Raw genomic sequence first — 18870 nt, 5'->3', positions numbered from 1 at the left:
TTGAAGTTGCCTTCGGCTGCCAGGGTGTGAGACCGATGAGCGTAGACATACTACGTGATTCGGCGAACACCCGCAGCCAACAACGCGGCGGCTTCAAAGGCGAAGGGTATTTTAGAGAAAGGTTAATTATGAATATTGGCATCAAATACAATGGTGACATTGCCTTTATAGGTATCCGGCGGATCAGTTAATAAAGTGTCAATGTGTTCTTTGCCACTGACTTCAAAATCAATATGGCCGGGATAATTTTGCGCTGGGCTATTGGTGTGAAAGATATTACGGCTGGTATTTTTATCGATATAGAGTTTTTGTGCAGTGACTGATTTTGTCGTGTCTTTCTGCACAATATTGCTGGCAAGGGTTAAAAAAGCGCTGACAGGAACCTTTTTATTCTTGTGTTTTTCGCTGGTTAGCGCACATTCTCCCTTGTCTTTGTTAAAGTTTTTTTCACATTGCAAATAAACAGTAAATTCCCCCGAAGAAGACAACCTGAATTTACTGCGACCGGTAAGCTTAGTCGGTTTGCTACCGCCACTAAGATAGCGATCCCAGCCGCGCTGACTGCCGTCTTGTGGTACCAGGATAACCTTTTCAGCACCGAATTCCGGCGTGACTTTGAGATCATGAGCCACCTCGAGCTTGAACTTTAAGGTGACGTTCTGATCACCATCCCATCTAAAATTATTGCCAAAATCAATATCGTCGCCTGTACTATTGCCGATAGTGAAGGCCAAGGTATCAACATTTGTATAGGTGCCGCTGGCCATGGATAAAGGGGATGGCAACTTTAATGCATAGGCAAAACTGATAGCTCGCAGCGTTGCCACACATTCCGGATTTTTAGCTAAACATCTACTTTTATTAGAATTTGGTGCTTCCGGAGCCGCCCCACCATTAGCATAATAACTCAGGGATTCAGTATTATTTTTAGGGCGAGCATAATGCGATTTTTTGACACAGATACCATTGGGTGACATCTCCCATATAAAGTGGTAAGCACCATATGACCCAGACTCCTGGTGTCCAATGCCCTGAGTGCCAAGACAGGAGGGAGGCTTGGAATCGGATCTCTCGGGAGAACCATCTACCCAGGCCTCATTAGTCCCCCACCCATAAGCCCGATTCTCCTTTATCCTTACGTAAAAACGATCTCGATAGCTAGCACCGAATCTTGTTATGGTAAATTGTGCCGGCTCTTTTGCTGGTTTCGAATCTTTGTCTTGTAACTTAATATCCAAAGGATTACCCGGTGGAGCCGGAAATTTAACATAAATACTGTCTCTCTCCTCACCATTGGCTGGTATATCCTTACTTTGCATCGCATCACCGGGCAACTCAATGCTAAATATTTTTTTCGCTTTACATTGCCCTGCAATAGTAGAACTAGGAGCACATATCCCCGTACTCTCGGTTCTATTCTGAAAACCATCCTGTCCCCTGTTCAGCAACGATGGCCGGAATTCCGCTTTAATTTCGATCTCTTGTGCCCTGCTCTCACTCACCAGCCCCCATAACAACAGCATCACCGCCAATAGGCGGTGAGCACTGTTTTTGCGGGAGCGGATCATCATGATAAAGGCGATGCTGAAGGGGTTAATACATCGACAAAGCGCACCTCATCGCGTTCACCCTCTGGGCTCGGCGGCAGTGAATAGACTAAACGTGGTTTGCCATCGTCGCCAGTCACTGTGATCTGCGGTTTGGCGGCACTGACCTCGAGTGTGAACACCCCCTCGCTATTAATACGCGCTTTACCGACATCACTGGCTACCTCTTGATTATGCAGCAAATTACCTTGTTCATCTTTAAGCATACCGACCACCGTTTGCGTTTTGACTGCCCGTAATTTTAAGTAATTGACGCTGCCGCGATTCATGCGTAATGAATAATCTTCCGGATAGATCCTAACGCCATCCTCGCCCTGCCCATGAAACTGCAAGCGTTGCTGCTGCCAGGTTGAGACCCCGACAATATTTTTGCCGGGCTGTAAACGGGGCGTTTTCCCTTCACCGCCCGAGACTTCCAGTTTTATATCGGGTTGATCACTTTCTACATCGATGATCACCGCTGCTTGGCTGCTGCGCAATTGCTGACCGGTGGCGATGCTGCCGCCGCCGAGTACTAAGCTGTTGCGTAAATTCGCGCCGCCGTAGAAATTCTCTGATTTGGATCCGCGTTGCAAATAAACATCACCATTCAACCAACGGTTATCGAGCCCGGCGTTACCACTGAAGGCTAAACCGTCTGGATTGGCGGTAACGGTCGCACCGGCGTACTCTATGGTGCCGCGCTCTTCAGGACGCCAATTGTAATTGAGATTAGTGTAGGGTTTGCGATCCTGCAAGCCAAACTGCGCCGAAACACTGTGCGTTTTACGTTTCCGCTCTAAACTAAAGGACAGGCCGATTTCCGCGCCGCGATCACGCTGTTGTTCTGTGCGATAACTTGGTCGATCATAGCCTATCAAACGCACACTGACATCGCGCCCTGCTAGCGTGGCGGTGGTATTTAAACCAATATCCGCCGACGCCCCACGACGCGCACCGGCCGTTGTATACTCGCCTCTCAAGGTCATCGAGCTGCGATAGGGTAACGTTTGGCTCAGTGTCATCCCCCAGCTATCACTGCTTTTTTGTTTATCTTTGCGGTCTTTATCATCAAGCACGTAATTCATATGGCGCCAGTTGAGGCCAATACTGCCGCGATGATAATTGCGTTGATAACGCAAATCGCTCGAGGCGGTTTGGCCGTTGCCAGTGCTCAGTTGGCCGTACAGGGTGTCGCGTTCACCCAGGGTGATCTCAGAGCGCGCACTGATATTTTGACGCCTTCCTTTATGCGCTGCGGCCATGCCGACGATCACCCGCGGATGCAGCAGATAATCGGCAGCGCCGCCGAGTGCTAACGGACGGTGTTTATCAGCGCTGGATGAGACGCTGTTTAATTGACCTGACCACAGATTATAACGCCAGCGTTTGCTGCTATCGCCCCAACGTGAGGGTTTATACACCTGCGCACTTTGCTCGCCGATTTTTTTGCCGTTTTCCATAATATTGATGGTGACATCATAAATGCCACTGGGCAGCCGTTGCGTGTCCAGCGGTTGAATACCGGCTTTCAGCGGTTGGCTGTAAATTAAGCGGCCGTTGCGATAGATTTCCGCTATCGATTCATTTTGTCCCGTGACATAAATCGGGTACAGGCTAACGCTGTCGTATTCCGCCAATAAGGTGTCGGAGCTGCCCCACATGCCACCTATCGCATTGTCACTGCCAAAACCACTGGTTTGTACATTGCCGGTATCAGAGCCGGGGCTAAAATAACCCAAGCGTAAAAAATGGCCTTGCCATTCTTTCTGTGTGTAAAATTCGTATAAATTAAAATTATTTTTATCGGCGCGATTGGCTTCATAGGCGACCGATTGAAATGACAGCTTTTGGCTCCACCCCATTAAGGAGGAAGTCCAGGAAGAATTAAACCTTGAGCTGTGTGAGCTGTTTTGTCCGCCGGAATAATTAATATCATTATTAATGATCAGCCCTGCCGCAGTATCGGTAGGCACATCAAAATAACGGCTTTTTATTTTTTCTTTATCATAATTATTGCTGTAAAGTTTTAATGCCGAGGCATCCAAACTGTATTCTGCCGCCATTAAACCCAACGGATGATTATTTTGTTTTTTGCCCAAAACAATACCTTGAGTTAATTGTTTTTCCCAACGGCGTATTTCTTCTTTTTGATAATGAGTGCTATCAAAGTTAGTCACCCGCATTAAGGTCACCTGACCTTGTTCGGTCATGGTGATATCCCCTTCAAATAATAACTTGTCATTTAAATAAACCAGCACCGGAATTTCGGAATGATAAAAGTAATTTTTAAAATCATCCGGCATTGCCTGTGAATCAGTCATTAATGCTAATGGGCTGTCAGTATGATTACTGGCCCCAGCAAATAGGGGTAAAAGTAATATAAAGAGTGTCGTTAAACGCATAGTTTTTATTTTTTATTAAGGCCTAATTATTATTAGGCCGAGTGAAAGGGGGTGATGCTGTGTGGGGTGGAGATTAATTTTACTATTATTATGTAGTAACTTCGAAAACAATAGTCAAATCTGCCTGATAAGATCCTGGTGCTGGATTAGCAGGGTCTTTTGCATTAATAGTAATACTTTCTTGTTGCACGTCATTTACACTGCCAGTGTGGATCTTAATTGGGGCGGACTCACTCAGTATTATTTTTTGCTTATCTTTTTTAATATATTGAACTAATAATGGAATCCTTGCACCAGTTTTACTATCATATAATGATGAATGACCACTAATAATTGCTTCTGTGCCGCCGCCAGTATTTTTAAAATTCACTGGAATAACTGCTTCTCCTAATTTTTTCGTGATTTTATTATAAGGCAATACTTTTGTCTCACCATCATTAACATTATCTTGACGAAGAACTTGGAATTCATCTGAAGGAATATCCGCTGCAAGTTTAATATTCAAATTAGTTTGATCTCCTGCTTTTACTGTTGAGTCCGCATGACTCGCCGTAAATAAAGTACTCAGTGCTAATACCGCAGTAGCAAATAGGGGGGCATTTTTAGTGATGATCTTTTTCATGTTTTCTCTTCTTTAATTTATTTAGATTAATATTATTCCCGTGCGGGAAAGGTTATTTATTTATTACTCAATCGCTCATCTCCAAATGAGCGTTTTTTGTATGTTGTTATCCTTGTTCTGTTGTTATCCTAGCGTTGAATTTATTTTTGCTGCCTTGCTGAACTGGTGGCTATCATGCCTGAGGGAATAAGAATGATCCTGATGAAATCATAATGATTTATGATGATTTATGATGGAAAGAAAAAAGGATGATGATAAAAATGGCTTGCCTATATCGCCTTCGCCTTTCAAGTTTCCGCCGCCAACAACGCGGAAACTTGAAAGGCGAAGGCGATATAATTGATCCTATCATTTCATAAATAGCTGCAAACACGTCTTGCACGCCTCAATAACCGATAAAAAAATCTGCGGTATGCCAAGCAGCGACTAAAATAAAGTATCACCGTAAAGATTATCCGCGGAAAAGGCGTGAAAGCAGCGCTTTCACACAAAATATCATCAGCTTATTTGACGGATCAGGCCATGAATAAATACCTTGTGCTCTTTGTTTTATTAACCGCCTTTTTGTTTACCGGTGCCGCCTACGCAGGCCCGATGATTAACATTGGCAGCATGTACGACATGATGATGTCTGGCGAAAAAACGTTCAGTAAACGGGTGTATAACGGCGGGGATACCACTGCTTTCGTACGCATTGATATCTTACAAATGGTTATCGATGCTAAGGGCAGTTTGGACACGCCGATTAAACAGGTTAATGATGGCCAATTGAATAAAGAAATGCTGGTTGCCACACCGCAGCGGCTGATTATTCCCCCCGGTGGCTTTCAAAATGTGCGTCTAATTTGGCCGAGTAAACGCGATAAGGAATATTACTACCGCGTGCGCTTTACGCCCGTTTTACCGAAAAGCAATGAAGGTTTTAACGCTACTGCTGAGCAATTAAAAGAATACGAGACCGATCAAGTGAAAGCCGGGGTGAATGTGTTAACCGGTTATGGCAGTATTTTATTTGTGGCGCCAGATACCCCGCGTTTTGACAGCCACATCACGCAAGATAAGCAAACCATGACAATAAAAAATAACGGTAATGCCACCATCGTGTTAGAAAAAATCCAAACCTGTCAGCAGCCCAGCAACAAATGCGATGAAGAAGGCCGTTCATTTGTCCTGCCCGGTGGCAGCCATCAATTAAAGAAAAACAGTGAGCAAGAAACGATTAAATACATGTTAGTGGAAGGTAAAAACGAACAGGCAAAGTCGTTTTAATTTAGCTTACTTACATTGTTTTGTTGCGCTTAGTCTATTACGAAATCTTCTTTAGCAAGCACCAGAGATTTCTAACAGGCTATTTTTCTTCCTGCCCATAGCTTATTTGAGGAAAATGCCATGAAAAAAAAGAGCGCTTTATTTGCCAGCGCCCTGTGGGTACTCAGCAGCTTATGGGCTGTTAATCTTGATGCCGCAGATGGGGATGAGAAGGGGATATCTAAACTTCCAGTAGAATTAGAGATCAAGGTGCCTAGCAAAAAGTTTTATATTGTCCCTCTGGATGGTCGGCAGGATGTGCGGCAGATCCGCTATGATCCGATCCGCAAAAAATTTTTTCCCTTGCGAATATCGTATCGATTTTTCAATCACAATGATCAGTTTATTAGCGCCAAATTGAATACTCAGGCAGAACTTACCCGAAAAGGGAAGAGCAATAAAATTCCATTGACAGTAGAAATATCTACTGTCTCCATCACGACGAATGCAGCGACTACCATTCCGGGTACCAAAGCAATGAAGCAGCCAAAAGTAGAAGATATTGTTATTTCGGTTGTTGAGCAAGATTCATCGCCCCCACCCGGTATCTACCAGGGCACAGTAAGTCTTATTTTCGAATCGACCATAGCCGAATCATTTTAATTTGATTCTTAGTAAATAGGCTGGGAGTGCCTCATTAATCTGATTTGCGTTTTTTCGCTCATTTTTTCCTCGTCTGCGCGCAGCTCAAAGAAAATTTCGAATAAGCGCTTAGAGTATTTTTATTAAAAAAGATAACGTAGAATATAATATTATTTAAATTGATAGCTATTTTAATATTTTCTACTCGGTTTATAAAAATATGAATATTGTTTATTTTCGTTTAGGGTTGTGGCTATTCTTTAGCTGTATTTCATGTTCTGTTATTGCCATCTGTTGCCAACATCCGCAAACACCCGTGGAATATAGCATCTGTAACAACAATGATTTACGTTGGCTAGACGATATATTACATGATATTTATTGGGAAAATCGTGTTAATAAAGATAGAAAAAAAGTGGATCAACAATGGTTAGATTGGCTGGAACGACGTAACGGTTGTACTGACGATAAATGTATTGAACAGGTTTATTATCATGGAATTGCTTTATTTTCTGATATTGACCTTCAATTTAATTGGGCTGGGAGTTGGTGGAATTTAACAGCAACCAATGGCAGTGGTGGTAATATATTGATTAATGATATAAAAAATGGGAGCGCCCATTTAGATAGTAAGATTTGGTCTGGTATTAATCGTGGTGATTATCAGGCTGAAATATATAAAAACATCGGATTAGGCATCGTCAATAATATTGCTGATACCAGTAACTGTAAATTGCTATTGATTCCATTAAAAACCGCGGCGATTAAAGTACATAGTAATGGCAGCAAAGAATGTCAAATATCTATGCCTAAAGATGTGTTTATTGATGGTTGTTATATTCGAGCAGATAAAGATCCGCGACCTGAAGCAACATTGCTTTCTATCGGTATATTTACTGAAGCCTATTTAGAAAAATCATTTAAAGAATTGGTCGGTGATCATTATAGCCGCTTTATTAAAACCGCTAATGTTTATGTTTATCGTGATGATTTAGATAATATCGGTGCGAAAGTGATTTCACTATGGGTGAGAGGGATGGCAAATAAACAAGCGGCGATCATCATGTATACGCCCAGTGGAAAAATATGGGCCGCCCACGTCGAGCCAGATCATTTAGGGCAGCCAATGATGGGTTATTGGAGTAATGTTTCTCCTGATAACGATAAAATGCCAAAAACATTAAAAATGTGGCAACGAGATTTGATGGATTAGCCTAATTTGACCGCGGTTCCGCTAAGACTCAACATCAGCATATTGCCGTTTTTACCTACTACATGATAGTCAATCGTTATACCGACGACGGCATCTGCTGCTAACTTTTCAGCCTGTGCTTGCAGTTTAGTAAAAGCGATTTGGCGTGCTTTGTGTAACTCTACTTCGTAACCACACAGACGCTTTCCAATAAGGTGGCGTATATTAGCAAAAAAGCCATGGAAAATATTGACACTGAGCATCGCTTCGCTACTGACAATGCCGCAATATTGCGCAATGGTAGATCCTTGCAAGGTTGGAGTCGTCGATAATTGCATAAGGGAGCACTCATCAAAAAATAATAATAATCTTAAATTGTGACGCGGGGCATCACAAAAGTATTTTTGTATTCTATACCCTTCGCCTTTCAAGTTACGGCGGCGTTGGCGCGGCGGGTGCTCGCCGAATCACGTAGTCTATCTACGCTCATCGGTCTCACACCTTGGCCGCCTTGCCGTAACTCGAAATTCATTGGGTATATAGCGCGCATAACGAATTACTGTTTTCGAAGCGTTTTATTTTTACAAAAACAACTCTAACAGCGAATTGAGAAACAACTTGCCTTTTTCGGTGATCTGCCAGTGTTGTTTTGTTTCTAACAAGTAGCCTTTAGCTAACGCCTGATCCAATGGCAAACGAATGCTACTTTCTGCCAATCCAGTCAAGTGGTAAAAATCGGCACGCGGAGCCGCTTCAAATAGTCGAAAGCGATTCATAAAAAACTCAAATGGGCGATCAGCAACCACAACATTATATTGTTGATCAAGGTACTTACCTTGCATAAAACCACGCGGATGCTTTGTTTTTACTGTACGTAATATTTCACCGTTACTGCGGGTGATTTTGCCATGCGCCCCACAGCCGATACCAATATAATCACCAAAACGCCAATAATTTAAATTATGCTGACATTGATAGCCAGGCTTTGCATAAGCCGAGGTTTCATATTGCTGATACCCGGCACCTTGCAAAATCTGCTGACCTTGTTGAAAAATAGCCCATAACACATCTTCATCAGGCAGTGTGGGGGGGCGAGAACTAAAAGCGGTATTGGGCTCGATAGTGAGTTGATACCAAGAAATATGCGCGGGATCTAATGCGATAGCCTGGTGCAGATCATCGAGTGCCTCTTGATGCGATTGATCGGGCAAGCCGTGCATCAGATCCAGATTCACGCTACGAAATTGCAGCAAATTTGCCAATATTGCCGCCTGTTTTGCTTCGTCAGAACCGTGTACCCGCCCTAATTTTTTTAGCTTACTGGCACTAAAACTTTGTACGCCGATAGAAATACGATTGACGCCTGCTTGCTGATAGTGGCGGAAACGTTCCGCTTCGACAGCCCCTGGATTCGCCTCCATAGTAATTTCAGCGTGCTTTGCCAATTTAAGCCGTGCGTTAACGCCCTCCAGTAATTGCGACATGGCCTCAGCACTCAGCAAACTGGGCGTTCCTCCTCCGATAAAAATACTGTTAATTTTTCGCCCATCGATCAATGGCAAATCGGCATCGAGATCGGCAAGTAAATGCTCAACATATTTTTGATGAGGAATATCGCCTTTTAACGCATGAGAATTAAAATCACAGTAAGGACATTTTTGGATGCACCAAGGAATATGAATATAAAGGCTCATTGGTGGCAATTTAAGCATTTTTTAAGGCATCCAACAGCAGTTTTAACGCTTGGCCACGATGAGAAATTTTTTGTTTTTCTACCGTGCTTAATTGTGCCGCAGTGCGTTTTAGTGCGGGAAGATAAAAAATAGGATCATAACCAAATCCATCCTGGCCAATAGGCTTATCAGTAATTTTTCCCCGCCAGCTGCCGTGAAACACCAAGGGGGTAGGATCAGTGGCACAATGAAAATAAACCAATACGCAATGATATGCTGCCCCTCGTTGCTGATCAGGAACCTCTGCCATCTCCGCCAGTAATTTTGCTACATTTTGTTGATCGGTGGCATTACAGCCTGCATAGCGAGCCGAATAGAGACCAGGTGCTCCGCCCAGTGCATCAACCACTAAGCCAGAATCATCAGCAATGGCAGGAAGCCCCGTCATTTGTGCTGCATGACGTGCTTTTAAAATAGCATTTTCAACGAAAGTAAGACCCGTTTCTTCAACCGAAGTGACGCCTAATTCGTTTTGTGCCACGACATTGAGATCCCAAGCGGCCAGTAAATTGGCTAACTCACGCGCTTTACCTGGATTACTGGTCGCTAAAACAATTTTTTTCATCATGGATCCTAAGGCAACGAAGAGAGAGAATTTTTTTATAGCCGAATCAGACTGATTGGTTATATGATAAAAATCGACAACGGCGACAGCCTCAGCAGAGGCTGTTTATAAGGTGAATGCTAACAGGCTGGCTCAAGAACTTAAAGATTATCTTTATTTTGCTTGGTGGGGCTTTCTATCTCAGCCTCAGCTGTTAACGGTAACGTGCTGATCTTCTGTCGTTTGTGATTTTCTGCCTCAGTGTCTTCATTTGCGGCACGTTTTAGTTCAGTACAAAAAGATATCGGAATTTTTAATTGCGTGGGCCAACCTTTCAGGGTGGACTGTTTTATGCCGGTCAATGCGCCTAGCTTCCCTTCACGCATAGCAAACCCGTTATCGCTCATCATATAACAGGCAATGTAATGACATTTTTCAGGGTAGGGGCCTCTTAATACCTCGCGCCGTTTACGAAACCAAATAAGAGCTTTGATTAAAATATCTTGATCGGTTTCTTTAACGGTATCTTTGAAGTCAGCGGTTATTTTATCGTTAGGATACGCTAAAATTTTCTTTAATTTCGGCTCTGGGTTTATATCCACTTTGGCTTTGTGATTAGCCAATATATTGACTGGACTGCTTTGTTGTGAGACAGGTGGCTGGTGGATACTGGTAGGATCAAAATATTGGATTGTTTTTACAAAAGCTATGGGCAAAATATCGTTAGGGTTGACACAACCAAGCTTTAAATCTTCTTCTTCTTTTTCATCAAAAGAACCAAAATTTGGTTTTTCCGAGTTTAGTTTTTCAAAAGAAGAGTAGACATCTATCAAATTTGAACACACTGGATTAATGAATGCAGGATCATTTTCTGTCGTATCGGTGGTTTGTATTATTGTTGGCCAATCGCCGGATAATAGAAGATCATTTGGCATTTTAATTTCCTTCTCTAGTTAACGAAAACAGGTAAGAAAAGGTTCTGGTGATTAAAATGAATAGCCTAACGATTAAAGATACTAGATAAAAATAATGCGTTTAGATGTTCTTTAATTAGCCTATATTGAATATGTACTGAGTTTTTATCTCTCTCTATATTCAGCATAGTCAACGGAAAAATTATTTTCCTCCTCAATTCTTTATTTTGCTTTTGAGGAGAGGAGGAAGAAGATTTGGAATAGACGTTTAGAGTACGAACCAAAGCTCTCCTAACAGATCCATTCCCAGATAATTAATTAAATATAAAAGGAGTATTACTATCATCGGAGAAAAATCAATACCGCCCATTGATGGAACCACGCGGCGAATTTTTGTTATCAGTGGATCAGATAATTGGTATAACAAATAATCCATTGGGCTGTTCCCTTGGCTAATCCAACTCATTAATGCCCTAATAATCATTACCCAAAAAATAAGATGCCCGGCGGCTTTAAGTAAAGAGATAACACCAAAAAGAAGATTATAAGGGCTTAATACCAACCCCCCGCCTTGAATTAATAATAACAGCGGATATTTTATCGTCATTAATAAAAATGCAAACAATAAGGATGCACTCTCAATAGGGCCTAATGAAGGCAGTATTCTGCCTAAAGGGCCGATGATTGGTTGAGTCAATTTGGCAACAGATTGTGTAAAGGGGTTGTAAAAATCACTATTAACCCACCGCATCCAAATGCGCAGTAATAGTAGCATCACGTAAAGGTCGATAACGGTTTTAGTCAAAAAAATCAGCGTTAACATGGATAAATTTTAATCCTTGATATTATGTTTCAGATAGCGTTTACAGTAGATATACCCTTCGCCTTTGAAGCCGCCGCGTTGTTGGCTGCGGGTACTCGCCGAATCACGTAGTCTATCTACGCTCATCGGTCTCACCCCCTGGCAGCCGAAGGCAACTTCAAAGGCGAAGGGTATATATCGAAAGAGGTCTAGTTTTTCATTCATTTGGTATTTTTCAAAACGACTTTTCCATTTCCTCTGCCCGGGTGATCGCGGCTTGCATCGCTTGGGAGACAATATTTGCCATATTATTTTCTTCAAATATCTTTAGTGCAGCCTCGGTTGTGCCTCCCTTCGACGTGACTTGATGACATAATTCTGATAAAGAATATTGTGGTTTGGCTTCCACTAATGCTGCCGCACCAGATGCCGCTTGTTGTATCAGCAGCCTTGCTTTTTCGGCATCAAAGCCCTGTTTTATCGCTTCTTGCTGCATGGCGTCCATTAATAGAAAAAAATAAGCAGGCGCACTGCCCGCCGCTGCGATCACGGTATTAATATCGCTTTCAGCATTTAACCAGCAAACCTCACCGACTGAACGCATAAAATCTTCAGCAAAATTAAGGTCAGGTTGATCTGTGTTTTTTGGTGCGAATAACCCACACATTCCCTTTCCGACCGATACAGGAAGATTAGGCATGATCCGGATTATATTAAGTTTATCGCCCAATAGAGCATAAAAACGCGCAATGCTCATTCCAGCTGCGATAGATAATACTAATTTTTTAGAGAAATCAATCTTCTCTTTCAGTGAATTACACACTGTAGCCATGATTTGGGGTTTAACAGCGAGCACGATAACCTCTGCTTGCTGAGCTGAAACGATATTATCAGCGCTACTAATAACGCCAAATTCTTTCGCCAAAGTGTCACGATTCTGCCCAGAAGGGGCATAAACGCTTATCTTTTCGCTGGGATACCCCCGATGACACAATCCAGCAATAATTGCACGAGCCATATTGCCCGCGCCGATGAAAGTAATACTGCGATGTTCCATAAAATTTTCTCTTAAAATTGATTATGTTTTACCTCGACTACCAAAAATAGCCGTCCCAATACGCACTAAAGTACTGCCAGCATGGATAGCCGCTGTCATATCATGGGTCATCCCCAAAGATAAGGTATCTACTTGCGGATAATTTTTTTTGAGTAACAGAAAAGCCTGATGCATCTGCTGAAAAATCGCTAGTTGGCGCGGATAATCATTATCTGCCGCTGGAATCGCCATTAATCCACGTAACTGCAGATTGGGCAAGGTATAAATGTTCTCCGCCAATTGTGATAGTTCATTTAATGAAATGCCTGATTTGCTTTTTTCACCACTAATATTAATTTGGATAAGAATATTTAACGCGGGCATATTAACCGGCCGCTGATGACTTAGTCGCTGGGCTATCTTCAGGCTATCTACCGTATGGCACCAAGTAAAATATTCGGCAACTGAACGACTTTTATTGGATTGCAATAAGCCAATAAAGTGCCATTCCAGTTTCGAGTGGTGCGCAAAATAAGCAATTTTATCTATCGCTTCTTGCACATAGTTTTCGCCAAAGGCGTATTGTCCAGCGTCGATCGCTTTTTTGATCGAGCTCACAGATTGAGTTTTACTCACTGCAAGCAGAGACACTTCTTTGGGCGAGCGTCCGCAATTCTCTGCTGCTGATGCGATTTGTTTTTTAACATCATGTATATTTTGTTGGATAGTGATCATGTCATGCTCACATGAATTGAAGAGCTTATATCCTTCGCCTTTGAAGTTGCCTTCGGCTGCCAGGGTGTGAGACCGATGAGCGTAGATAGACTACGTGATTCGGCGAACACCCGCAGCCAACAACGCGGTGGCTTCAAAGGCGAAGGGTATATGCGAAATTTTCTCTGAGCCATACTTAATGTGGCGCACAGCAACCGCAGTGTACACAAGTACATGAGGATTGCGAGTACCGCGTAATCTAAAACTTCAAAGGCGAAGGGAATATCAGCGAGCACAAGAGATTTCGAATAGGCTCTGAGGGATTGCCATGGATTTTGAACAATTAATCGTGCTGAGTACGAAACATAATGCATCTGATCTGCATCTTTGTAGTGGCCATTACCCTCGGTTACGTATTGATGGCCTACTACGTCCTTTCCCAGAATATTCACCAGTAAATAATAATGAGCTACAAGCATTATGCCAACAGCTATTAAACGAGGCGCAACGCTTAAAATTACGACAGGACGGGCAATTGGATTTCGCCTACACGACAAAAAATAAACAAAGGCTTCGGGGAAATTTTTTTCAGCAACAGCACGGTTTGTCGGTGGCCTTCCGGTTGATATCCAGTCACTGCCCTCAGCTGACTGCCCTCGCGGTGCCGGACGTCATTGAGCAACTAATGCAACAGAAAGATGGATTAATTTTGATCACTGGCGCTACGGGTAGCGGTAAGTCAACCACATTGAATGCGATTATTGGGGCGATTCATCAGCAAGGAGGACGGCATATTATTACGTTGGAAGATCCTATTGAATATATTCATGAGCAAGGTGCAGGTCTGATTCAACAAAGAGATTTGGGGTGTCATACGCATTCTGCTAGTGCAGCCTTAAATGCAACACTGCGTCAGGATCCTGATATTATTTTGCTGGGTGAATTACGTGATACCGAAAGTATTCGCCTGGCATTGACAGCAGCTGAAACAGGGCATCTTGTATTAGCGACTTTACACACTCGGACAGCAGCACAAGCGATTGATCGACTCATTGATGTTTTTCCAGCAGCAGAAAAAATCGCTGTTCGCGGACAATTAGCCGCTGGGCTGGTTGCGGTCATCGCCCAAAAGCTTGTCAATAAGCAAGGAGGGGGACGTATCGCTTTATTTGAAATTTTAACGCGCAGTACTGCGGTTAGTAACCTGATCAGAGAAGGTAAAACACATCAACTAGAAGGTGTAATGCAAACTAATGGGCAACTGGGTATGCAAACTTTTATTCAAGGAATGCAACAGCGCCAACGACAAGGGCTATTGGCATAGCCTGCCGATTTTGGATACTAAAACAGCATTCGACTTGTTGCCTAATAATATACCCATAGTCCTTCAAGTTGCAGCGTCGCGCCCAGGGCGTGAGAACGGTGAGCGCGTAAACCTAATGAATTTCGAGTTACGTCAAGGCGGCAATCAATCTAATCCTATGAGTGTATACCCAATTCTGTGTTGTCATCGCTTGCCGTACTATTTGTACTGTCTGTGCGCCTCTGCCTTGAATCAAATTAGACTGATTCGGCTATATACCCTTCGCCTTTCAAGTTACGGCTTTGTTGTCTGCGGGTGCTCGCCGAATCACGTAGTATGTCTACGCTCATCGGTCGGTCGCCCTTGCCGCCTTGCCGTAACTCGAAATTCATTGGGTATAAGTAACGCAAAAACGACGCCAAAAAATGCCTAAAAAAAGTTCTTTTTATTTGTTATCGCTTGTGTTTAAAGTCTTTGTGGTTTAACGAACTCAATAGCGGTGGTTAAATCACGTGTGCGTGGTGTTGGTGGCAGACTGTTAAGAAAAATAGCACCGTAAGGACGTGTTACTAATCGGTGATCACAGATAACCAATAGCCCTCTATCGCTAATATCACGAATTAAACGCCCAACGCCTTGTTTTAGCATAATAATTGCGTCAGGTAACTGAACGTCATTAAAAGGATTTCCACCCCGTAAACGGCAGTCTTCCATTCTCGCTTTCAACAAAGGATCATCGGGAGTAGTGAAGGGCAATTTATCAATAATGACACAGGACAATGTATTTCCTCGCACATCGACGCCTTCCCAGAAACTATTGGTTGCCACCAACAAGGCATTGCCAGCGGTAATAAATTGATTTAATAACGCCTCTTTACTGGTTTCTCCTTGTACTAAAACAGGCAATGTCATACTGGCGCGAAAAGCTTCTGCCAGTTCACGCATCATTTGATTGGATGTACATAAAAAAAAGCACCCTCCATGATTGGCTTCGATCACAGGTTTAAGCATATCCACTAATTTTTGTGCTACATCGAATTGATTCGGTGAGGGTAAATGGCGTGGTACACAAAGTAATGCCTGGTTGGCATAATCGAATGGGCTAGGTAACAGCAAGGTTTTGCTTTCTGTCAATCCGAGACGTTGAGTAAAATGCTCAAATCCTTCATTAACGGAAAGCGTTGCTGAGGTAAAAATCCAACTACTGGGTTTTTCGATCATTAATTCCCGAAAACGCTCAGCAATAGAAAGAGGGGTTAACGCCAGTATAAAGTGGCGGGGACTACATTCATACCAGTAGCTAAAACCAGAGATCGTGACTTCTTTGAGTCTTTTAAATCGATTAAGGTACAGCATCACTCGTTCGTAAAGGGTATCAAGTGTAGTGGAACGCCCAAGGGATGACTTGACGGTGTCATGACAAAATACCAATGCCTCTTCCAATAATCCCAGTGCTTGTTGCAACGGTGCGGTTCGTCGTAAGTTCTTTTGTAATAGATCAGTCAAATCTCCTCGAAAATTACCCAAAAAGTGAGATTGAGGCGTGAGGGAGCCAAAAGCTGAGCGGAGATCTTGTATGTATTTAATCAATTGATCAGCACTGGTTTGTAATTGAGATGTGTCCTGTAGTTCCGTTCGATAGATAACGATAATATCTTTGGCTAAATTCATTAACTGACGGCTGGTCAATTGTTGCCCGAAATACTGGCTGGCAATATCAGGAATTTGGTGAGCCTCGTCGAAGATCACTGCATCAGCACAGGGAATGAGTTCAGCAAAACCACTTTCTTTCACCACCCTATCGGCCATAAAAAGATGATGATTGATGACGACGATATCAGCATCCATCGCTCGGCGCCGAGCCTTTACGACAAAACAATCTTGATATTTTGGGCAATCAGCTCCTAGACAATTATCATGGGTACTGGTTACCAATGGCCAGATAAGACTGTCTTCTGCTATTTTAACGCAGGTATTGATGTCGCCGTCCTCTGTTGTTGATGACCAACGGCGTAAGTAGGCAAGATCCTTTAGTAGGTTATCTGTCTGTTGATTGCCAACGAGCAATTGTTGAGCCAAACGCTCGAGACAAAGATAATTTGACCGTCCTTTTAATAAAGCCAACTGGCCTTTAAAATCTATTGCCTGCACGATGGTAGGTAGATCTCGCCCATAGAGCTGATCTTGCAACGCCTTGGAGCCGGTAGAAATGATAATTTTACATTTTGCCCGTAATGCTGGAACTAAATAGGCGAAGGTCTTGCCAGTTCCCGTACCGGCTTCCACCACTAACTGTTGTTTGGCTTTTATAGCTTCGCGGACTGCTTGCGCCATTTTTTGCTGTGATTCTCGGGGGTTAAATCCCGTGATGGCGCGTGCTAACACACCCTCTATTGCAAAATCATTCGTCACACGATGCCTCGATAAAAATCACCGTTAAAGCGATTATACCTTTCGCCTTTAAAGCCGCCGCGTTGTTGGCTGCGGGTATAGTCGATTTTTTAATATATACCCAATGAATTTCGAGTTACGGCTTTGTTGTCTGCGGGTGCTCGCCGAATCACGTAGTATGTCTACGCTCATCGGTCGGTCGCCCTTGCCGCCTTGCCGTAACTCGAAATTCATTGGGTATAGCCGAATCAGTCTACTATTCGTTCCATGAACGACTATCATTGGTGAGCATATCAGCAGAAGTTTTTGGCCCCCAGCTACCTGATTCATAGGGTTCTGGTGCCTGATTTTCAGTTTTCCAAGCTGCCATAATGGAATCAACCCATTTCCAGGCTTCTTCCACTTCATCACGACGGACAAATAATGCTTGGATGCCTCGCATGACTTCCAATAGTAGACGTTCATAAGCATCAGCAAGATGTTCTTGATGAAAAGTTTCCGAAAAGCTTAAATCAAGTTTAGTTGTTTGCAATCGGTGTTTATGCTCTAAGCCGGGTACTTTATTGAGAATTTGTATTTCGATGCCTTCATCAGGTTGTAAACGAATGGTTAATTTATTTTGTGGTAGTTCTAGATAAGATCCCGTAAATAAATTGAGTACTTGATTTTTGAAGTACACCACGACTTCAGAGCATTTAGTTGTCAGCCGTTTACCAGTACGTAGGTAGAAGGGTACCCCTGCCCAACGCCAATCATCGATATCCACTCGGATTGAGACAAAGGTTTCGGTAATGCTATTTTTATTTGCCCCGTCTTCTTCCAGATAACCGGGCACCTGATGGCCTTGCACTTTTCCAGCGATATATTGGCCACGAACGGTGGTATCACGCACGTTACGATGATCGATACGGCGTAAAGATCGTAATATTTTCACTTTTTCATCACGGATATCATCGGCATTAAGCTTGGCAGGAGGCGCCATAGCAATCATAGTGAGGATCTGCAATAAATGGCTTTGCACCATATCTCGCATTTGACCTGCTTCATCAAAATATCCCCAGCGCCCTTCAATGCCAACTTCTTCAGCAACGGTAATTTGTATGTGATCGATAGTACGGTTATCCCAGTTAGAGATAAACAGGTTATTAGCAAAACGCAAGGCCAGCAAATTGAGCACGGTTTCTTTGCCTAAATAGTGATCGATACGATAAACCTGAGATTCGTCGAAATATTCAGCGACTTGATTGTTAATCACCTGTGATGAGGCAAAATCTTTGCCTAATGGTTTTTCCATCACGACTCGATTGGGGGGGCTATTTAATCCTGCTTGTGCTAATCCTTTGCAAATCGAGCCAAAGGTACTTGGTGGCATAGCGAAATAATGGATCGCAGGATGATCTTTCTGATCAAGCAATTCTTTTAATTTTTTAAAATGTTCATTGTCTTCGACATCTAGCTTACAAAAATTTAATCTCGCTTGGAGTTTAGACCAGAGTAAATTATCTAACTTTTCTTTTATAAATTTGTTAAGGGATTCTTTCACTTGCTTGCTATACTGCTCTTTATTCCAATCGGCACGAGCCATACCAATAATTCGTGTATCCGGATGGAGATGACCGGCTTTTTCTAGCTGGTAAAGTGAAGGCAGTAGTTTTCGGCGTGCTAGATCACCTCTAGCGCCAAAAATAACGAGATCACAGGCGGGTGTAGGATCGCTTGCTGCCATATCAATGCTCCT

Annotated in this window: 20 protein-coding genes; 5 read left to right on the top strand and 15 right to left on the bottom strand. The window is 43.0% G+C overall.

Features of this window, described 5'->3' with window-relative positions; all coding sequences use genetic code 11:
- Positions 1-35: 35 nt before the first annotated feature.
- Entirely contained in the window at positions 36-191 is a 156-nt protein-coding gene (locus AACL30_RS15355; RefSeq protein ID WP_339057236.1) for a hypothetical protein, read from the top strand.
- Here the strand turns inward: AACL30_RS15355 and AACL30_RS15350 are convergent.
- From AACL30_RS15350 to AACL30_RS15340, 3 genes are all read right to left on the bottom strand, one after another.
- A complete protein-coding gene (locus AACL30_RS15350) occupies positions 123-1568 on the bottom strand; it encodes a hypothetical protein (RefSeq protein ID WP_339057235.1) in 1446 nt (481 codons plus the stop codon). The two genes, AACL30_RS15355 and AACL30_RS15350, sit on opposite strands and share 69 nt — an antisense overlap.
- Positions 1568-3892 carry a TcfC E-set like domain-containing protein gene (locus tag AACL30_RS15345; RefSeq protein ID WP_339057234.1) on the bottom strand — a complete coding sequence of 775 codons (2325 nt, stop codon included), beginning with the start codon at positions 3890-3892 and terminating at the stop codon, positions 1568-1570. The genes AACL30_RS15350 and AACL30_RS15345 overlap by 1 nt, the downstream gene beginning before the upstream one ends.
- A gap of 187 nt (positions 3893-4079) precedes the next feature.
- Positions 4080-4613 (bottom strand): hypothetical protein, encoded by a 534-nt coding sequence (locus AACL30_RS15340; protein WP_339057233.1) that lies wholly within the window; start codon positions 4611-4613, stop codon positions 4080-4082.
- A gap of 522 nt (positions 4614-5135) precedes the next feature.
- Between AACL30_RS15340 and AACL30_RS15335 the strand changes: the two genes are divergently transcribed.
- The 3 genes from AACL30_RS15335 (at position 5136) to AACL30_RS15325 (ending at position 7716) form a co-directional block, all read left to right on the top strand.
- Positions 5136-5882, top strand: coding sequence for a hypothetical protein (locus tag AACL30_RS15335; RefSeq protein ID WP_339057232.1), 747 nt, complete (start codon positions 5136-5138; stop codon positions 5880-5882).
- A 120-nt stretch (positions 5883-6002) separates the two neighbouring features.
- A complete protein-coding gene (locus AACL30_RS15330) occupies positions 6003-6524 on the top strand; it encodes a CS1 type fimbrial major subunit (protein ID WP_339057231.1) in 522 nt (173 codons plus the stop codon).
- A gap of 199 nt (positions 6525-6723) precedes the next feature.
- Positions 6724-7716 (top strand): hypothetical protein, encoded by a 993-nt coding sequence (locus AACL30_RS15325; RefSeq protein WP_339057230.1) that lies wholly within the window; start codon positions 6724-6726, stop codon positions 7714-7716.
- Here AACL30_RS15325 and AACL30_RS15320 read toward each other — a convergent pair.
- The 8 genes from AACL30_RS15320 to AACL30_RS15285 all read right to left on the bottom strand — a co-directional run bounded on the left by AACL30_RS15320 (position 7713) and on the right by AACL30_RS15285 (position 13459).
- Positions 7713-8033: a heavy metal-binding domain-containing protein gene (locus tag AACL30_RS15320; RefSeq protein ID WP_339057229.1), complete on the bottom strand. Its 321-nt coding sequence runs from the start codon at positions 8031-8033 to the stop codon at positions 7713-7715. The genes AACL30_RS15325 and AACL30_RS15320 overlap by 4 nt on opposite strands.
- 243 nt (positions 8034-8276) lie before the next feature.
- Positions 8277-9407, bottom strand: a complete 1131-nt coding sequence (gene hemW / locus AACL30_RS15315; RefSeq protein WP_339057228.1) for a radical SAM family heme chaperone HemW — start codon at positions 9405-9407, stop codon at positions 8277-8279.
- On the bottom strand, positions 9400-9993 hold the full coding sequence (locus tag AACL30_RS15310) for an XTP/dITP diphosphatase (protein WP_339057227.1): 594 nt from the start codon (positions 9991-9993) through the stop codon (positions 9400-9402). The genes hemW and AACL30_RS15310 overlap by 8 nt, the downstream gene beginning before the upstream one ends.
- 140 nt (positions 9994-10133) lie before the next feature.
- A complete protein-coding gene (locus AACL30_RS15305) occupies positions 10134-10907 on the bottom strand; it encodes a hypothetical protein (protein WP_339057226.1) in 774 nt (257 codons plus the stop codon).
- A 247-nt stretch (positions 10908-11154) separates the two neighbouring features.
- The gene (locus tag AACL30_RS15300) at positions 11155-11709 is read right to left on the bottom strand and encodes a YggT family protein (protein ID WP_339057225.1); all 555 of its coding nucleotides are present in this window, start codon (positions 11707-11709) and stop codon (positions 11155-11157) included.
- Between the two features lie 9 nt (positions 11710-11718).
- On the bottom strand, positions 11719-11913 hold the full coding sequence (locus AACL30_RS15295; protein ID WP_339057224.1) for a hypothetical protein: 195 nt from the start codon (positions 11911-11913) through the stop codon (positions 11719-11721).
- Between the two features lie 10 nt (positions 11914-11923).
- Positions 11924-12745, bottom strand: a complete 822-nt coding sequence (proC, locus tag AACL30_RS15290; RefSeq protein ID WP_339057223.1) for a pyrroline-5-carboxylate reductase — start codon at positions 12743-12745, stop codon at positions 11924-11926.
- Positions 12746-12766: 21 nt separating this feature from the next.
- Positions 12767-13459 carry a YggS family pyridoxal phosphate-dependent enzyme gene (locus AACL30_RS15285; protein ID WP_339057222.1) on the bottom strand — a complete coding sequence of 231 codons (693 nt, stop codon included), beginning with the start codon at positions 13457-13459 and terminating at the stop codon, positions 12767-12769.
- A 307-nt stretch (positions 13460-13766) separates the two neighbouring features.
- On the opposite strand from AACL30_RS15285, the gene AACL30_RS15280 reads away from it, so the two are divergent.
- Complete coding sequence (locus AACL30_RS15280) at positions 13767-14762, top strand: PilT/PilU family type 4a pilus ATPase (RefSeq protein WP_339057221.1); 996 nt, start codon at positions 13767-13769, stop codon at positions 14760-14762.
- A 236-nt stretch (positions 14763-14998) separates the two neighbouring features.
- Here AACL30_RS15280 and AACL30_RS15275 read toward each other — a convergent pair whose 3' ends face one another.
- The 4 genes from AACL30_RS15275 to zwf all read right to left on the bottom strand — a co-directional run bounded on the left by AACL30_RS15275 (position 14999) and on the right by zwf (position 18858).
- Positions 14999-15133: a hypothetical protein gene (locus AACL30_RS15275; RefSeq protein WP_339057220.1), complete on the bottom strand. Its 135-nt coding sequence runs from the start codon at positions 15131-15133 to the stop codon at positions 14999-15001.
- A 73-nt stretch (positions 15134-15206) separates the two neighbouring features.
- The gene (locus tag AACL30_RS15270) at positions 15207-17153 is read right to left on the bottom strand and encodes an ATP-dependent DNA helicase (RefSeq protein ID WP_339057219.1); all 1947 of its coding nucleotides are present in this window, start codon (positions 17151-17153) and stop codon (positions 15207-15209) included.
- A gap of 48 nt (positions 17154-17201) precedes the next feature.
- Positions 17202-17366 carry a hypothetical protein gene (locus AACL30_RS15265; protein WP_339057218.1) on the bottom strand — a complete coding sequence of 55 codons (165 nt, stop codon included), beginning with the start codon at positions 17364-17366 and terminating at the stop codon, positions 17202-17204.
- A 22-nt stretch (positions 17367-17388) separates the two neighbouring features.
- Positions 17389-18858 carry a glucose-6-phosphate dehydrogenase gene (zwf, locus tag AACL30_RS15260; RefSeq protein WP_339057217.1) on the bottom strand — a complete coding sequence of 490 codons (1470 nt, stop codon included), beginning with the start codon at positions 18856-18858 and terminating at the stop codon, positions 17389-17391.
- Between the last annotated feature and the right edge of the window lie 12 nt (positions 18859-18870).

The organism is Candidatus Regiella endosymbiont of Tuberolachnus salignus, assembly GCF_964020115.1.
In the GTDB taxonomy this organism is placed as follows: domain Bacteria; phylum Pseudomonadota; class Gammaproteobacteria; order Enterobacterales; family Enterobacteriaceae; genus Regiella; species Regiella insecticola.
Note: the sequence above shows the minus strand (reverse complement) of the source record. Positions and strands in the feature narration are given on the sequence as shown.

What these genes read in the sequence shown, in the direction of transcription:
- AACL30_RS15345 (WP_339057234.1), bottom strand. Translation starts at nt 3,892, where the DNA reads ATGCCGGATGATTTTAAAAATTACTTTTATCATTCCGAAATTCCGGTG.
- AACL30_RS15300 (WP_339057225.1), bottom strand. Translation starts at nt 11,709, where the DNA reads ATGTTAACGCTGATTTTTTTGACTAAAACCGTTATCGACCTTTACGTG.
- zwf (WP_339057217.1), bottom strand. Translation starts at nt 18,858, where the DNA reads ATGGCAGCAAGCGATCCTACACCCGCCTGTGATCTCGTTATTTTTGGC.
- AACL30_RS15350 (WP_339057235.1), bottom strand. Translation starts at nt 1,568, where the DNA reads ATGATCCGCTCCCGCAAAAACAGTGCTCACCGCCTATTGGCGGTGATG.
- AACL30_RS15285 (WP_339057222.1), bottom strand. Translation starts at nt 13,459, where the DNA reads ATGATCACTATCCAACAAAATATACATGATGTTAAAAAACAAATCGCA.
- AACL30_RS15265 (WP_339057218.1), bottom strand. Translation starts at nt 17,366, where the DNA reads ATGAATTTCGAGTTACGGCAAGGCGGCAAGGGCGACCGACCGATGAGC.
- AACL30_RS15305 (WP_339057226.1), bottom strand. Translation starts at nt 10,907, where the DNA reads ATGCCAAATGATCTTCTATTATCCGGCGATTGGCCAACAATAATACAA.
- AACL30_RS15340 (WP_339057233.1), bottom strand. Translation starts at nt 4,613, where the DNA reads ATGAAAAAGATCATCACTAAAAATGCCCCCCTATTTGCTACTGCGGTA.
- AACL30_RS15275 (WP_339057220.1), bottom strand. Translation starts at nt 15,133, where the DNA reads ATGAATTTCGAGTTACGGCAAGGCGGCAAGGGCGACCGACCGATGAGC.
- AACL30_RS15325 (WP_339057230.1), top strand. Translation starts at nt 6,724, where the DNA reads ATGAATATTGTTTATTTTCGTTTAGGGTTGTGGCTATTCTTTAGCTGT.
- AACL30_RS15280 (WP_339057221.1), top strand. Translation starts at nt 13,767, where the DNA reads ATGGATTTTGAACAATTAATCGTGCTGAGTACGAAACATAATGCATCT.
- AACL30_RS15355 (WP_339057236.1), top strand. Translation starts at nt 36, where the DNA reads ATGAGCGTAGACATACTACGTGATTCGGCGAACACCCGCAGCCAACAA.
- AACL30_RS15320 (WP_339057229.1), bottom strand. Translation starts at nt 8,033, where the DNA reads ATGCAATTATCGACGACTCCAACCTTGCAAGGATCTACCATTGCGCAA.
- hemW (WP_339057228.1), bottom strand. Translation starts at nt 9,407, where the DNA reads ATGCTTAAATTGCCACCAATGAGCCTTTATATTCATATTCCTTGGTGC.
- AACL30_RS15295 (WP_339057224.1), bottom strand. Translation starts at nt 11,913, where the DNA reads ATGAATGAAAAACTAGACCTCTTTCGATATATACCCTTCGCCTTTGAA.
- proC (WP_339057223.1), bottom strand. Translation starts at nt 12,745, where the DNA reads ATGGAACATCGCAGTATTACTTTCATCGGCGCGGGCAATATGGCTCGT.
- AACL30_RS15335 (WP_339057232.1), top strand. Translation starts at nt 5,136, where the DNA reads ATGAATAAATACCTTGTGCTCTTTGTTTTATTAACCGCCTTTTTGTTT.
- AACL30_RS15310 (WP_339057227.1), bottom strand. Translation starts at nt 9,993, where the DNA reads ATGAAAAAAATTGTTTTAGCGACCAGTAATCCAGGTAAAGCGCGTGAG.
- AACL30_RS15330 (WP_339057231.1), top strand. Translation starts at nt 6,003, where the DNA reads ATGAAAAAAAAGAGCGCTTTATTTGCCAGCGCCCTGTGGGTACTCAGC.